General features: G+C 54.4%; 14 protein-coding genes. 7 read left to right on the forward strand and 7 right to left on the reverse strand.

Features of this window, described 5'->3' with window-relative positions:
* Positions 1 to 84: 84 nt before the first annotated feature.
* The 3 genes from AOY23_RS01015 (at position 85) to AOY23_RS01025 (ending at position 4,755) form a co-directional block, all read left to right on the forward strand.
* On the forward strand, positions 85 to 1,485 hold the full coding sequence (locus AOY23_RS01015) for an MFS transporter (protein ID WP_054177999.1): 1,401 nt from the start codon (positions 85 to 87) through the stop codon (positions 1,483 to 1,485).
* 10 nt (positions 1,486 to 1,495) lie between these two features.
* Complete coding sequence (locus AOY23_RS01020; protein ID WP_054178000.1) at positions 1,496 to 3,451, forward strand: glycoside hydrolase family 127 protein; 1,956 nt, start codon at positions 1,496 to 1,498, stop codon at positions 3,449 to 3,451.
* Between the two features lie 224 nt (positions 3,452 to 3,675).
* A complete protein-coding gene (locus AOY23_RS01025; RefSeq protein ID WP_054178001.1) occupies positions 3,676 to 4,755 on the forward strand; it encodes a type I restriction enzyme HsdR N-terminal domain-containing protein in 1,080 nt (359 codons plus the stop codon).
* A gap of 11 nt (positions 4,756 to 4,766) precedes the next feature.
* Here AOY23_RS01025 and AOY23_RS01030 read toward each other — a convergent pair whose 3' ends face one another.
* From AOY23_RS01030 to AOY23_RS01060, 7 genes are all read right to left on the reverse strand, one after another.
* Complete coding sequence (locus AOY23_RS01030) at positions 4,767 to 5,174, reverse strand: type II toxin-antitoxin system HicB family antitoxin (RefSeq protein WP_054178002.1); 408 nt, start codon at positions 5,172 to 5,174, stop codon at positions 4,767 to 4,769.
* A gap of 15 nt (positions 5,175 to 5,189) precedes the next feature.
* Complete coding sequence (locus AOY23_RS01035) at positions 5,190 to 5,375, reverse strand: type II toxin-antitoxin system HicA family toxin (RefSeq protein WP_054178003.1); 186 nt, start codon at positions 5,373 to 5,375, stop codon at positions 5,190 to 5,192.
* A gap of 216 nt (positions 5,376 to 5,591) precedes the next feature.
* Positions 5,592 to 7,445: a selenocysteine-specific translation elongation factor gene (gene selB / locus AOY23_RS01040; RefSeq protein ID WP_054178004.1), complete on the reverse strand. Its 1,854-nt coding sequence runs from the start codon at positions 7,443 to 7,445 to the stop codon at positions 5,592 to 5,594.
* Positions 7,442 to 8,830, reverse strand: coding sequence for an L-seryl-tRNA(Sec) selenium transferase (gene selA, locus AOY23_RS01045; protein ID WP_054178005.1), 1,389 nt, complete (start codon positions 8,828 to 8,830; stop codon positions 7,442 to 7,444). Before selA ends, selB begins: the two co-directional genes overlap by 4 nt.
* Positions 8,831 to 8,928: 98 nt before the next feature.
* Positions 8,929 to 9,537, reverse strand: coding sequence for a glutathione S-transferase (locus AOY23_RS01050; protein ID WP_054178006.1), 609 nt, complete (start codon positions 9,535 to 9,537; stop codon positions 8,929 to 8,931).
* Between the two features lie 60 nt (positions 9,538 to 9,597).
* Positions 9,598 to 10,734 carry an HlyD family secretion protein gene (locus AOY23_RS01055; RefSeq protein ID WP_054178007.1) on the reverse strand — a complete coding sequence of 379 codons (1,137 nt, stop codon included), beginning with the start codon at positions 10,732 to 10,734 and terminating at the stop codon, positions 9,598 to 9,600.
* Positions 10,735 to 10,739: 5 nt separating this feature from the next.
* Positions 10,740 to 11,063, reverse strand: a complete 324-nt coding sequence (locus tag AOY23_RS01060) for a DUF3302 domain-containing protein (protein ID WP_054178008.1) — start codon at positions 11,061 to 11,063, stop codon at positions 10,740 to 10,742.
* Between the two features lie 531 nt (positions 11,064 to 11,594).
* Here AOY23_RS01060 and AOY23_RS01070 point away from each other — a divergent pair.
* The 4 genes from AOY23_RS01070 (at position 11,595) to AOY23_RS01085 (ending at position 15,768) form a co-directional block, all read left to right on the forward strand.
* Complete coding sequence (locus tag AOY23_RS01070; RefSeq protein ID WP_054178010.1) at positions 11,595 to 13,502, forward strand: PTS mannitol transporter subunit IICBA; 1,908 nt, start codon at positions 11,595 to 11,597, stop codon at positions 13,500 to 13,502.
* Positions 13,503 to 13,612: 110 nt separating this feature from the next.
* Complete coding sequence (mtlD, locus tag AOY23_RS01075; RefSeq protein ID WP_152958343.1) at positions 13,613 to 14,761, forward strand: mannitol-1-phosphate 5-dehydrogenase; 1,149 nt, start codon at positions 13,613 to 13,615, stop codon at positions 14,759 to 14,761.
* Positions 14,758 to 15,348: a mannitol operon repressor MtlR gene (gene mtlR / locus AOY23_RS01080; RefSeq protein WP_054178012.1), complete on the forward strand. Its 591-nt coding sequence runs from the start codon at positions 14,758 to 14,760 to the stop codon at positions 15,346 to 15,348. Before mtlD ends, mtlR begins: the two co-directional genes overlap by 4 nt.
* Positions 15,349 to 15,405: 57 nt before the next feature.
* Positions 15,406 to 15,768 carry a YibL family ribosome-associated protein gene (locus AOY23_RS01085; RefSeq protein WP_054178013.1) on the forward strand — a complete coding sequence of 121 codons (363 nt, stop codon included), beginning with the start codon at positions 15,406 to 15,408 and terminating at the stop codon, positions 15,766 to 15,768.
* Positions 15,769 to 15,980 lie beyond the last annotated feature (212 nt).

The raw sequence follows: 15,980 nt of genomic DNA on the forward strand, positions 1-15,980 counted from the left end.
GTCATTCCAGGCAGAATTATTCGGGTACGTTTCAAATAAAAAATGATTCCGTGTTTTACCTCTTTAAATAATGAGGAACACCTTATGACGTCTGCTCCGATTACGACCACGGATCTTACCCGTGCCACGATTAACGAAACACTGTCCGTACGGGAAAAAGTGGGTTATGGCCTGGGTGATGCCGGTGGTACGGTCATTACCTGTCTTATCATGAATTTCCTGACGTTTTTCTATACCGATGTCTTTGGTCTGACGCCCGCGCTGGTGGGAACGTTATTCATGGCGCTGCGCATCTTTGACGCCATTTCCGATCCCATCATGGGGGTGATTGCTGACCGGACGCAAAGCCGCTGGGGCCGCTTTCGCCCCTGGCAATTATGGATTGCGCTGCCCATCGGCGTGATCGGCGTACTGACGTTTACCGTGCCTGACGCCGGAATGCCGGTCAAAATCGCCTGGGCGTTTGTGACGTATCTTCTGCTTTCAGTGAGTTATACCGCGATCAACGTTCCTTACTGTGCGCTGATCAATACCATGACGACGCGCCATCGAGAGGTGATTTCCTGCCAGTCATGGCGCTTTGTGCTGTGTGGCGTCGCCGGATTTCTGGTCTCCGTCGGGCTGCCCTGGCTGGTGGCTGAACTCGGGCAGGGGAACGCCGCGCGGGGTTATCAGGCGGGCGTCGGCGTTCTCTGCGCCATCGCCGTGGTGATGTTTTTGTGCTGCTTTTTCTGGGTTCGTGAACGCGTGCCGCTGGCGTTGATGGGGAAATTTACCCTGCGCGAACATCTTGCTGGCCTGCGCAAAAACGATCAGCTCCTGCTGATGCTGCTGATGTCATTCCTGCTCATCAACGTGTTTAACATCCGCGGCGGCGGCTACATGTACTTCATCACCTACGTGCTGAACGGCAGTACCGCTTACACGTCGCTCTTTTTCACTATGGTGACGTTCGCCTCGATTCTCGGTTCCGTGGTGGTGAATCTGTTATCGCGACGCGTGGATACCGTCAGGCTTTATTACCTCACCAATCTCGTTCTGGCCGCGCTGGCGCTGGGAATGTGGTGGCTACCAACTGGCCCGGCGCACCAGTCGTTGTGGCTGGCCGTTATTCTTGGCAATGGCATTATTCTGGGCTTTACGCTGCCGCTGCACTTCTCGCTGATGGCGTTTGCCGATGATTACGGCGAATGGAAAACCGGCGTCCGTTCCTCGGGAATGAATTTCGCCTTCAACCTGTTTTGCATCAAGCTCGCCTGGGCGTCCAGCGCCGTGATTATCAGCCTCGTGTTTATTTTCGTCGCCTACCAGCCTGGCGCAAATCATCAGACGGCAGCCTCTCTGCACGGAATGACCGCCATGGAAACGCTGCTTCCGGCGCTGTTTCATCTGCTGCTGGCCTTCGCCATCCGCCTCTGCAAACTCAACAACCCCATGATGACACGCATTGCCAGCGATTTGCGTCTGCGTCATACCCAGTCTTAAGGAGCATATTATGTCTGCAATGGAAGTCTCTCTGCATACCCTGAAAATCAACGATCCTTTTCTTGGTCAGTATCAACAATTAGTCCGCGATGTGGTGATCCCTTATCAGTGGGATGCGCTGAACGATCGCATTGCTGACGCGGAACCGAGCCATGCCATTGAAAATTTTCGTATCGCGGCAGGCCTGCAGGAGGGCGAGTATTACGGCATGGTGTTTCAGGACAGCGACGTGGCGAAATGGCTGGAAGCCGTCGCCTGGTCGCTGTGCCAGAAACCCGATCCAGCGCTTGAGAAAACCGCTGATGAGGTGATTGCGCTGGTGGCCGCCGCTCAGTGCGAGGATGGTTATCTCAATACTTACTTCACCGTTAAAGCCCCGGCTGAACGCTGGACCAATCTTGCTGAATGCCATGAGTTATATTGCGCCGGGCATATGATTGAAGCCGGCGTCGCCTTCTTTCAGGCCACAGGGAAACGGCAGTTGCTGGAGGTGGTGTGCCGCTTTACCGATCATATCGACCAGGTATTTGGCCCCGGTGAAAATCAGTTGCATGGCTACCCCGGTCACCCGGAAATCGAGCTGGCGCTGACCCGACTCTTCGAGGTGACTCACGAATCCCGTTATCTGGCGCTGGCGAATTACTTCATCGAACAGCGGGGAACGCAGCCGCATTTCTACGATATCGAATATGAAAAGCGCGGAAAAACGTCTTACTGGAACACTTATGGCCCGGCATGGATGGTCAGGGATAAAGCGTACAGCCAGGCGCATCAGCCGCTGGCGCAACAGCAGACAGCCACCGGTCACGCCGTGCGTTTTGTCTATCTGATGGCCGGTGTGGCGCATCTGGCAAGACTCAGCAATGACCAGCAAAAGCGCCAGCATTGTCTGCGGCTCTGGAAAAACATGGTACAACGGCAGTTGTATATTACTGGCGGCATTGGCGCGCAAAGTAGTGGCGAAGCCTTCACCAGCGATTACGATCTGCCTAATGACACGGTATATGCCGAAAGCTGCGCGTCCATCGGGTTAATGATGTTTGCCCGTCGAATGCTGGAGATGGAAGCGGACAGCCAGTATGCCGACGTGATGGAACGCGCGTTATACAACACGGTGCTTGGCGGTATGGCGCTGGACGGGAAGCACTTTTTTTACGTCAATCCGCTGGAAGTGCACCCGCATTCCCTCGCATTTAACCATATCTACGATCACGTGAAGCCCGTCCGCCAGCGCTGGTTCGGCTGCGCCTGTTGCCCGCCCAATATCGCCCGCGTCCTGACGTCGCTGGGTCACTATATCTACACCCCACGCGAAGAGGCGCTGTATATCAATTTGTACGTGGGAAACAGCGTGGAGATCCCGGTGAACGGGAAAACGCTGCGCTTACGCATCAGCGGTCACTATCCGTGGCAGGAAGAGATTCGAATCACCATCGACTCGCCGGAGCCGATAACCCACACCCTGGCGCTTCGCCTGCCGGACTGGTGCGCCGAACCACACATTGCGCTTAATGACGATGAGGTACCGCAGGAGATACGCAAGGGATATCTCACTATCACCCGTTGCTGGCAGCAGGGCGATACCATTGTTCTGACGCTCCCCATGCCGGTACGTCGAATTTATGGCAATCCGCTTCTGCGCCATGTCGCCGGGAAAATTGCCGTGCAACGGGGGCCGCTGGTGTACTGCCTGGAGGAGGCGGACAACGGCGAAGCGCTGCACAATCTCTGGCTGCCACGACACGCCACATTCACCACCATTGAAGGCAAAGGCGTACTGGCGCATCAGACCGTGATTCAGGCTGAAGGGATCCGCCAAACCGCATCTCAGCCGCAGGCGCAACCGCTATGGCAATATGATCAACCGCCCACTGCGCGCCAGACACAAACCCTGACGTTTATTCCCTGGTTTAGCTGGGCCAACCGCGGCGAAGGTGAAATGCGGGTGTGGGTGAATGAGGAATAATTGATAAAGATATAAATATGTTTAATGCATTTAGCCTGTTAATTTGCGGATAACTGGGAATTAACAGGCTAAAGCCGATATATAAAAATCGACAATTTCATTATAAATGTGACAATTATCTCGGAATTGAAATTTCATTATTGGTTCTAATTATCGTTATTACTGCTTCCCGCCACAAATGCTTTCCAGACACGTTTACGCTCATCGATAATAAGGTCACAACCATGGAATTCATCGAAAAAATTTATGTTTTATCCGCTAAAATTAAACAACAGCTTGATGCAATTACGACAGAAGAAGCGACAAAAAACGCTTTCGTGATGCCATTCATTCATAATGTTTTAGGATACGATGTTTTCGATCCAACAGAAGTCACCCCCGAGTTTGTGTGTGATGTTGGGACCAAAAAAGGGGAGAAAATTGATTACGCCATCCTGAAAGACAATGAAGTTCAAATACTTATAGAGCGCAAGAAAATTGGCGAGCCGCTAAGCATCAACCATGCCTCCCAGCTTTTCAGGTATTTCCATGTCACCAATGCACGCATTTCAATACTCACTAACGGCCAAATCTATAAATTTTTCACCGATCTCGATGCGCCGAACAAGATGGATGAAAAACCGTTTCTTGAGATCGACCTTCTGGATATTGACGAGAATATCATCCCCGAACTGATTAAACTGACAAAGTCATCCTTTGACCTCGAATCCATAATCAACGCCGCTGGCGAATTAAAATACGTCAGCCAGATAAAACGAATTTTACATAGCCAATTAAACAACCCGGAAGATGATTTCGTAAAATTCTTCGCGTCCCGGGTTTATGACGGCATGTTGACGCAAAAAGTCAGAGAGTCGTTCTTCAACTTAACGAAAAAAGCAGCCAGTCAGTATATTAATGATCAGGTGAATGAGAGGCTGAAATCAGCCATCGCCGGAGGCAGCAGCATAGCCAAAGATGCAGAGCCTGCGGGCGCAGCCGAAAGCGCGGAGGCACCCGTCATATATGAGCCTGAAATCATAACCACACCTGATGAACTGGAAGGTTACTATATCGTCAAAGCCATTATCAGGGCGGTCGTTGACGTTTCAAGAATCAATCACCGGGATACCAAAAGCTATTTCGGTATCCTGATAGACGATAACAACCGAAAACCGATCTGCAGGCTTCATTTCAACCGGTCACAGAAATATCTCGGTCTCTTTGATATTGAGAAGAATGAAACCCGGCATCCTATTGAAACCGTGGATGATATCTACTCATTTGCCGACGTTTTAAGAGCGACAGCCGCACTCTATCTGTGAGGGTTGGTCACTTAGCCAGGCAGCACGCGCCGTGCTGCCTCGGCGAGAAATGCGCTTCGGTTGGCAAAATGGGGATGTTCACTGACAAAGCGGTCGATTTTTACCAGTAAACGACGAGGCAAGGTAATGTTGATCCGCTCAGCACGGCCATCAAACTGGTTCATATTAATATCCACCAACAGCCACTGCCCACCGGTATAGTCAGCGGGATTATTTTCCAGATGATGCTCGACAGCGTCCGGTGCCGGGAGTTCTTCCCGCATTTCGCAGAGCGTCTCGAAATGCGCCGTCAGGGCGCTTCGCGCATCCTGAAAGGCGTCGTCCAGCGAATCCCCGGCAAAATAGCAACCAGGCACATCAGGAAAAAAACCGCTCGCGCTGCCGTCAGCATCGGAATGAATATAGGCCGGGTAAAACATGGGCTCTCCTGAGATTTACGGTTTGATTCCGGCCTGACGCCAGATTTGTGCCAGCGTGCCGGGTTTAATATCTTTTCGCGGATGAGGAACAGTAACCAGTCCTGAGCGATCGGGATGATGAAACTGATGATGGCTGCCCTTACTTCTTTTCTGAACCCAGCCCTGGCTTTTCAGTATCGCAATCACATCCGCACTGGTCACATTCTCACCTTTTGTAATTATACACATCATACACACGATTGCAGAGATGACTATCACGTTAGCGAAAACCATTGATGGTGTCTTTTGCAAAAAGACAAAGCTGGAAAGGCGCACGGAGAGAATCTTTCGCGCAATGCAAATAACAGAAAACGTTGCGAGCAGCGACGCAAAAACCCTCAGCCCCTGCGTACAGGGGCTGGCGTTCATGATTGCGGTTTACTCGGTGCGGGTATCAGGAAATAACAGTGCATCGCGCAGCAGGTGATCGTTACCACGCCGACGGGTGAAGCCAATGCGGTCGAAATATTCGAGGATCTGAATAGCCAGTTTTCGCCCGACGTTGAGCGTGTCGCGAAAATCTGCGGCACAGGTTGAGCCGCGTTGCTGATCCAGTTCGCGGATCATGCGCGCGAAGGTGACGATGCGATCGTTGCGGTAATAACGATCCTTGACGATCGCGGTAATCATTCCTTGTTGCGCCGCCTGGCGCAGTACAGCGCGCATCAGCTGCTCGTCAGTGCTGGTTTGATGCGCCAGATCACGCACCCACCAGGGTTCGTCACCAAAGAGTGGCTGCGTTTTCTGCCAGATGGCCTGCTGCTCATCGGTAAATCCGGCTTTGTGATCCGGTAAATGCAGCCAGCCGTGATGGCTGCCGATAACCCCGCTGTCACGCATTTGCTCAATCAGCGTCAGTACCAGCGCTTCGTCTTCCATCGGCAGTGCGATGCGGCGCAGGCGTTCACGCCCTGGCCCCGGTTCATCACGATGTTGTTCATGGTAGCGCGCCAGCGCCTCCAGCAGTTTACGCTGCCAGTTTGCCGCCAGTGGCGCGTTCAGCAGACTGCCGTTGGCCTGAATAAATCCCGGTTGCTGAACCAGCGCCTCCAGCCCCTCGCGGTTGCGCTGTCGCGCCCAGCCAAACGCCGTCAGACGAACGGCTTCGCGCTGCAAATGGACCTCCAGCGCTTGTGCATCATCCATTGCGGCGGCAAGGGCATTGAGCCATTGCAGGTAGTCCGGTTTACGCTTGCCGCGCTTTGGCGAGTTGAGCGTCACGACGCGAGCGCCCGCCAGCGTGGTGCGGGCGGAAATATCGCGCAGTACCAGCCGGTCGTTGTCGGCCAGCCACAGCGGTTTATCCAGCACCAGCTCCGCCAGGTTGTTCTCCAGCAGGGAAACGCGCCCGGTGATATGGCTCGCCGCATGGTGAATGTGCAGCGGTTGCCACTGCGTCAACGGCTGATGTCTGTTCAGCTCAACAATCACCCGTTCGGTCGGATCCGGCGGCGTGTCTGACAGCAGCCAGTCGCCGCGCGTCAGATCTTCTTTTTGCACATCGCCGACAATGTTCAGCGCGATGCGCTGACCGCCGTGCGCCTGCTCAACAGGCTGATTCTGGGCATGCAACCCACGTACGCGCACCGGTTTGTTCACCCCGGTCAGCCACAGGGTATCGCCGACTTTTACATCGCCGGAAAACGCCGTGCCGGTGACCACCAGGCCCGCACCTTTAACGGTAAATGCCCGATCCGTCGCCAGGCGAAAACGCTGATGTTCAGGATGCGGCCGCGCCGGTAAACGGATCAGGTGGTCGCGCAGTACGTCAATACCACGCCCTTCAGTGGCTGCTGTTTCAAAAATCGTGACGTTATTGAAACCGAATTCGCGCAAAACGGTCGTGATATCGTGGCGAACTTCCGCGATTCTGGCCTCATCCACCCGATCAGCTTTGGTCAGGGCGACGGTCAGCGTTGGCTGCCCCGTCAGTTGTAAAATCGCCAGATGTTCACGGGTTTGCGCCATCACGCCATCGTCGCAGGCCACCACCAGCAGCGCGTGATCGATACCGCCGACACCTGCCAGCATATTTGAGAGAAACTTTTCATGACCGGGCACATCGATAAACCCCAGCACGCGCCCGTCCGGCTGCGGCCAGTAGGCATAGCCGAGATCGATAGTCATCCCGCGTGATTTTTCTTCCGGCAGGCGATCGGCGTTCACGCCGGTAATCGCCTGAAGCAGCGTCGTTTTACCGTGGTCAACATGCCCGGCAGTGGCAATAATCATTTCAGTACCATCTCCAGAAAACGCGATTCATCCTCAAGGCAGCGCAGATCCAGCCACAAACTGCCCTCGCCGATGCGACCGATGATCGGTACGGGCAGCGCGCGCCACTGTGCTGCCAGCGCGTCCAGACGACTGCCGCGCCCGTCGCGTGGCGTGAAGGTCAGCGCCGCACCGGGTAAGCGATTGACCGGCAGCGAACCACTACCAATCTGCGACTCGCAGGGCGCGAGCCGGACGTCAAATTCAGGGTATCTTTCGGTAATGGGCGACAACAGACGTTGTCCCTGCGCGAAAATATCTTCCGCCGGACGGGTCAGCAAACGCAGCGTGGGCAGGGTTTCCCGCAGCTTTTCCGGGTGCAGATAGAGGCGTAGCGTGGCTTCCAGCGCCGCGAGGGTCATTTTATCGACGCGCAGCGCGCGCTTGAGCGGATGCTGTTGAATGCGCGCGATAAGCTCACGTTTGCCGACGATAATCCCCGCCTGCGGCCCGCCGAGCAGTTTATCGCCGGAAAAGCTGACCAGGCTGACGCCTGCGGCGATCATCTCCTGCGGCGTCGGCTCTTTCGGCAACCCGTACTGGCTGAGATCCACCAGCATACCGCTGCCCAGATCCGCCACCACCGGGATATCAAGCTCACGACCGAGCTCAGCCAGCGCGGCCTCATCAACCGATTTGGTAAAACCTTCGATGCTGTAATTACTGGTGTGCACCTTCATCAGCAGCCCGGTATTTTCATTCACCGCGTTGCGGTAGTCCTTCGGGTGAGTGCGGTTGGTGGTGCCGATTTCATGCAGAATACAGCCCGCCTGGCGCATCACATCAGGAATACGAAACGCACCGCCAATCTCCACCAGCTCACCGCGGGAAACCACCACCTCTTTCCCCTGCGCCGTCGCTGCCAGCATCAGCAGCACGGCAGCGGCGTTGTTGTTCACAATGCAGGCGTCTTCCGCCCCGGTAATACGGCACAGCAGCGCCGCCAGCGCCCGATCACGGTGTCCGCGCCCGGCACCGTCAAGATCGTACTCCAGCGTCACTGGAGAGCGCATTACCTGCGCGACCGCGTCAATGGCAGCCTCGGATTGCAGGGCGCGGCCAAGGTTGCTGTGCAGCACGGTGCCGCTCAGGTTAAAGACCGGGCGCAGCGCGGTTTGCTCATCCTGCGCCAGCCGTTCAGAGGCCGCCTGTAGCCAGTCGTCACACCAGTCGGGCAACACGTGATTTTCACCAATCGCCTCGCGCGCCTCATCAAGGAGCTGGCGCAAAATGTCCACCACCCGGCTGTGACCGAAACGGGCAAGGAGCGGTGAAAACGTCGGATCGCGCAACAGGCGATCGGTAGCAGGAAGCTGGCTATAGAGAGAACGGTTTTCGGTTGTCATGAAATGGCCTGGCTATGAGTTGCCCCCTCCCGACGGGAGAGGGGTGTCGACATGCAGGGAATTGTACTGCGTGTTGGCTCAGACGGACATAATCGTTATCAAGCCTTTGGCGGTTCGGTACGCGCAAAACTTTCGCGCTGGAACAGCGTTTCCACCAGTTTAACCAGATGGGGGCGCTGTGCAGACCAGCCCGGCGCCACATGCCGGAAATTAAGATAACTGATGGCGCAGGCTGTCGCGATCGTCGCCAGATTCACCTCGTCAGCCTTCAGCGTGCCGTTGGCGGCGTAGCTTTCCAGCATATCAAGGCTGCGGTTGATTTTTTCGCGCTGGCGAACCATTTCATTTTCCGATTGCTGCGCGACCGGGCGGGCCAGCTCGCGTACCGCCACCAGCCCGGCGTCCATCACGCCATCGGCCAGCGCTTCCAGCTGGCGCATCTGCAGCGCCGCTTTCGCTTCGCGCGGCACCATCGCCGGGGCAATATTCAGTAGCTCAATGTACTGCGCGATGATCGGCGAGTCGTACCAGCATTCGCCGTCATCCGTCACCAGCGCCGGGACTTTGCCCAGCGGGTTGTACTTTGCCACGCCGTTGACGTCGTTGTAGGGCATTTCATTGATAAATTCGAAGGCAATCCCTTTTTCCAACAGGATCACCGAAATTTTGCGCACGAATGGGCTGGTATAGCTGCCGATCAGTTTCATCGTCTGGTCCTTGTCGCCAACAAAAAAACAAGTATGACCCAGACAACTTAAAAAAACAGGTTAATGATCGAGATACAGATAATGCATCCAGCTGGTCATGCGCAGTAATACCTTACGCATCACCGAAACATGGCTGAAGTGGTCAGAATAGACAGCGACCTGCGCAAAAATGCCATCCGGCAGCGCATCTACGTCGGCGGCGGGCGCCAGTTCAATCAGGGCGATCACCCCATCGCTGCCGGGAACGATATTCAACGACTGCAACGTCCCCTGTGCCTGATACGATCCGCCAGGCACCACCGGCAGAATACTGGTTAGCTTGCCACTAAACACCTGCCCCGGCAGCGCATTAAAGACCACTTCGGCGTCGTCGCCCGGTTCCAGGCGCAGCAGCGAGTTCTGGCGAAACTGCGCCACAATCTGCCGTTTTTGTTCCGGGATAAACACCATGACAGGCCGCAGCGGTAACGCCGCCGCGTAAGTGCCGGGACGAATTAATACCTGCGTGGCATAACCATTGCTCGGCGCGCGTACCACGGTTTGCTCAAGGTTATAGCGCGCTTCGGCCAGTTGCGCGCGCAGGCTGGCGATCTGCGACTGCTCGCCATTGAGTACGCTATCCAGCTGGCTTTTGACCTGTGCCTGCTCCGCCATCGAGGATTTGACCATCGCATCCTGCGCCAGGTAGTTTTGCCGCGCGTTATCGATATCGCTTTCCGAAAAGGGGTTAACTCGCGCCTGACTGCCTTTCAGATAGCGCTGATAATCTTTGTACAACCGGTCGCGTTCGGCGCTCACACGCTGCGTATTGGCGACAGCCTCATTGAGCTGTCCTTTCATGGTGTCCACGTTGTGTACAGCGGTAACCAGATCAGCTTCCAGACGATTCACCCGCGCCTGATAACGCGTGGCATCGATTCTGAATAACACCTCACCTTTTTTAATTAAGGTATTTTGTTTATTGGTCACTTCGCTCACCACGCCAGTGACCTGCGGCGTAATGGGAATGGAGATGACCGCTTTTTGCGCCTGAAATGTGTACGGGTGATTGTAGTTCATTAATAATATAAGCCCGCTAACGATAAACACGCCGCCCAGCGCCGCGGTGGGGACGGTCCATTTATTTACCGGGATTTTGAATATTTTAAATATCGCCCAGGCCAGCGCGACGTAGGTCAGGATAATGAGTAAATCCATGGCATTTACTCCTCAGGCGAAGGCGGCGCGTCAGCCAGTTTCTGTTCAAGTTCAGCAACACGGTGCTGTAGCTGAACAAAGGCATCATGCTGATTTTGCATGCCCCAGCCGCGTTCCGGGCGATACAGCGTGGCCCAGATCCATAAAAACGGCCAGATAACATGCAGGGTAAAAAGGCTCACCCAACCCGCGACGTGAATAGCATCGGCATGAGGATGATTACGGGATTTTGCGATCAGGTAGGGAATATCGTGAAGAATGATTATCCCGTAAAAGATCACCAGAAAAACGAAAATAAGCACACCCAACGCGAAATAATTAAGAAACATAGTTGCCTCGAAATTAAGCTATGCCCGTCGGCACCCGGATGGCTAAAAAAAGGGTGTTATCTGGAAAATAATAGCAATGCGTAAAACGCGCCATACCTCCAGGTGATTACTGTCGCAATTTGAAAAATTGTTGCTGAGTTACATCTTTAACCGACGCACAAAACAGAATTTGCGGATGATCACAGGTGGATAATTCCTGGTCAAAATATTTTGTGATGTTAATCACATATTCATAACAAAGAGCGATGCCTGAAAGGTGATGAATATCACATTTTAAGCCGTTTTCAGTCAATTTCTGTCCCGTTGTATTTTTTTTACACACTGAATATGTGATCACAGTCACGCTAAAACATCCTTATAACCCTATATTAACGTGACTTAGATCACATCACAGGGCGTTCGCTGGACAGTTGAACGATTCAGTGCCAGATTTCGCACTATCAACAGGGTCCGGTGCCTCATGCCGCTACATTAACAACAAACCTCGGGCTTCAAGCCTGCGCGACAGCAAACATAAGAAGGGGTGTTTTTATGTCATCCGATATCAAGATCAAGGTGCAAAGCTTTGGTCGATTCCTCAGCAATATGGTGATGCCAAATATCGGCGCGTTTATCGCGTGGGGTATTATCACCGCATTATTTATTCCAACAGGGTGGTTGCCTAACGAAACACTGGCGAAGCTGGTTGGTCCGATGATCACCTATCTTCTGCCGCTGCTGATCGGTTTCACCGGCGGTCGTCTGGTGGGTGGCGATCGTGGCGGTGTGGTTGGTGCTATCACTACCATGGGCGTTATCGTCGGTGCTGATATGCCGATGTTCCTTGGTGCGATGATCGCCGGTCCGCTGGGCGGCTGGGCGATTAAACACTTTGATAACTGGGTCGACGGTAAGATCAAATCCGGTTTCGAAATGCTGGTGAATAACTTCTCCGCTGGCATCATCGGTATGATCCTCGCGATTCTGGCGTTCCTCGGCATTGGTCCGGCCGTTGAAGTGCTGTCCAAAATCCTGGCAGCGGGCGTTAACTTCATGGTTGCGCACGAAATGCTGCCGCTGGCGTCTATCTTTGTTGAACCGGCGAAAATCCTGTTCCTCAACAACGCCATCAACCACGGTATCTTCTCACCGTTGGGCATCCAGCAGTCTCACGACCTCGGCAAATCTATCTTCTTCCTGATTGAAGCGAACCCGGGTCCGGGGATGGGCGTCCTGATGGCGTACATGTTCTTCGGTCGTGGTAGCGCCAAACAGTCTGCTGGCGGCGCGGCTATCATCCACTTCCTGGGTGGTATCCACGAAATCTACTTCCCGTATGTGCTGATGAACCCGCGTCTGATCCTCGCCGTTATCCTCGGTGGTATGACTGGCGTGTTCACCCTGAGCGTGCTGAACGGTGGTCTGGTGTCTCCGGCTTCCCCGGGCTCCATCCTGGCCGTACTGGCCATGACGCCGAAAGGTGCCTATTTCGCGAACATTACGGCGATTGTCGCTGCGATGGCGGTCTCCTTCGTGATCTCTTCTATTCTGCTGAAAACCAGCAAAGTGAAAGACGACGAAGACCTGCAGGAAGCGACCCGTCGTATCCACGAAATGAAATCAGAGTCTAAAGGCGCAACCCCGCTGTCCGCAGGTGATGTGACTAACGACCTGAGCCACGTGCGCAAAATCATCGTTGCCTGTGATGCCGGTATGGGTTCCAGCGCAATGGGTGCAGGCGTGCTGCGTAAGAAAGTGCAGGATGCGGGTCTGACCAACATCTCTGTGACCAACAGCGCGATTAACAGTCTGCCGCCGGATGTTGACCTGGTCATCACGCACCGTGATCTGACTGAGCGCGCGATGCGTCAGGTGCCTCAGGCACAGCATATTTCGCTGACCAACTTCCTCGACAGTGGCTTGTATACCAGCCTGACCGAGCGTCTGGTCGCAGCGCAACGCCACTCGGACAACGACGTAAAGGTCCGCAGCAGCCTCAAGGACAGTTTTGAGGCTGCCGACACCAATCTGTTTAAACTGGGCGCGGAAAACATTTTCCTCGGCCGCACAGCGTCAAACAAAGAAGAAGCCATCCGTTTCGCCGGTGAGCAACTGGTGAAAGGCGGCTACGTTGAACCGGAATATGTGGAAGCGATGCTGGATCGCGAAAAACTGACCCCGACGTATCTGGGTGAGTCTATCGCGGTACCGCACGGCACCGTTGAAGCGAAAGACCGCGTTCTGAAGACCGGCGTGGTATTCTGTCAGTACCCGGAAGGTGTTCGCTTCGGTGAAGAGGAAAGCGACATCGCCCGCCTGGTTATCGGCATCGCGGCACGTAACAACGAGCATATTCAGGTTATTACCAGCCTGACCAACGCTCTGGATGATGAATCCATCATCGAGCGTCTGGCTCACACCACCAGCGTTGAAGAAGTGCTGGCGCTGCTGAACAAGTAAGTTCCGTTCCCTCCCTCTCCCCATCGGGGAGAGGGCTAGGGTGAGGGAATAATTCCTGTGATTCCTCACCCCAGCCCTCTCGGGAAAAAACATTGATGAAGGTTAACACTATGAAAGCATTACACTTTGGCGCAGGTAATATCGGACGCGGCTTTATCGGCAAACTGCTGGCGGATGCTGGCGTGACGCTGACGTTCGCCGATGTGAACCAGGTGGTTCTCGACGCCCTGAATGCCCGTCATAGCTATCAGGTTCATGTGGTCGGTGAAAACGAACAGGTGGATACCGTGTCCGGCGTTAATGCCGTCAGCAGCATCGGCGACGACGTCGTTGAGTTGATCGCCAGTGTTGATCTGGTCACCACCGCGGTTGGCCCTGTTGTGCTTGAGCGCATCGCGCCTGCCATCGCTAAAGGTCTTACTAAGCGTAAAGCGCAAGGCGTCAACACACCGCTGAACATCATCGCCTGTGAAAATATGGTGCGCGGCACCACGCAGTTGAAAGGCCACGTGATGAACGCGCTGGCTGACGCGGATAAATCCTGGGTCGACGCGCATGTTGGCTTTGTGGATTCCGCTGTCGACCGCATCGTTCCGCCTTCCGCTTCCGCGACCAACGACCCGCTGGAAGTGACGGTAGAAACGTTCAGCGAGTGGATCGTCGACCAGACGCAGTTCAAAGGCGCGCTGCCGGATATTCCGGGAATGGAATTAACTGATAACCTGATGGCATTTGTCGAACGTAAGCTCTTCACGCTGAACACCGGTCATGCTATAACCGCGTACCTCGGACAGCAGACGGGTCATCAGACGATCCGTGATGCGATTCTCGACGAGAAAATCCGCGCAGTGGTAAAAGGGGCGATGGAAGAAAGCGGTGCGGTTCTGATCAAACGTTATGGTTTCGATCCCGCAAAACATGCTGCTTACATTCAGAAAATCCTCGGCCGTTTTGAGAACCCTTACCTGAAAGACGACGTTGAACGCGTTGGTCGCCAGCCGCTGCGTAAACTGAGCGCGGGCGATCGTCTGATCAAACCGCTGCTGGGGACGCTGGAATACGGTCTGCCGCACGCTAACCTGGTCAAAGGGATCGCCGCGGCGATGCACTACCGCAGTTCGCAGGATCCGCAGGCGCAGGAACTGGCTCAGCTCATCGATGATAAAGGTCCACAGGCCGCGCTGGCTCAGGTCTCCGGGCTTGACGCAAACAGCGACGTGGTGGCGGAGGCGGTTAACGCTTATAACGCGACCAAATGAGAGTGGAACTGGCGCGGAGGCTTCCGCGCCCATTGATAAAGTTGTCAGATATGCAGGCAATAATGGAAGAAACGCAGGCCTTTGAAAACCGTGTGCTTGAGCGTCTGAATGCTGGCAAAACCGTAAGAAGCTTCCTGATCACCGCCGTCGACCTTCTGACAGAAGCGGTAAATATCCTGGTGCTTCAGGTGTTCCGCAAAGACGACTATGCGGTGAAATATGCAGTGGAACCGTTGCTGGACGGCGACGGGCCGCTGGGCGATTTGTCTGTGCGCCTGAAACTTATCTACGGCCTCGGGGTGATTAGCCGCGCGGAATACGAAGACGCTGAACTGTTGATGGCGTTGCGCGAAGAGCTGAACCACGACGGTAGCGACTACGTATTTACCGACGATGAAATTCTCGGCCCGTTTGGCGAACTCCACTGCGTCGCCGCCCTGCCTCCTGTTCCGCAGTTTGATAACAGTGATGCCGACCTGCTGGCGATGCAAAAGCAACGTTATCAGCAGGTTGTACGTTCAACCATGGTGTTATCCCTGACCGAGCTGATTTCCCGCATCAGCTTAAAAAAGGCGTTTCAGAAGTAACCCTGCGCACAATCGTGTATCCTTTCCGCTATTCCCCCGTATTTAGAGCTATTTGTTATGAAAGAAGTCGAAAAGAACGAAATCAAGCGTCTGAGCGATCGCCTTGATGCTATCCGCCACCAGCAAGCCGATATCTCGCTGGTCGATGGCGCAGAAAAGTATGCCGAACTGGAAAAAGAGAAAGCCACGCTGGAAACGGAAATCGCCCGTCTGCGTGGCGTTCACAGCGAAAAGCTGAGCAAAGAAGCGCAAAAGCTGACGCAAATGCCGTTCCGCCGCGCCATTACCAAAAAAGAGCAGGCCGACATGGGCAAACTGAAAAAGAGCGTCAGGGGTCTGGTCGTCGTTCACCCGATGACCGCCCTGGGCCGCGAAATGGGTCTCAAAGAAATGACCGGTTTCGCTAAAACCGAGTTTTGATAGCCCACGTTCCCTCTCCGCAACGGAGAGGGAAAACCCAATCCTATCTGATTGGCCCAACCAATCCGACTTAAACCCCGCCAGCGGTTCACAATTTCACCATTTTCCATTACATTCACATTGCCAGTAAATAACATTTAGTTAACCATTCGTTGTCATTACCCCTACAACAGACAACTGGCAGGGCCACTTTTACAAACATCGCAACGCTG

The sequence above is a fragment of the Trabulsiella odontotermitis genome (assembly GCF_001297775.1).
Classification (GTDB): Bacteria; Pseudomonadota; Gammaproteobacteria; order Enterobacterales; family Enterobacteriaceae; genus Trabulsiella; species Trabulsiella odontotermitis.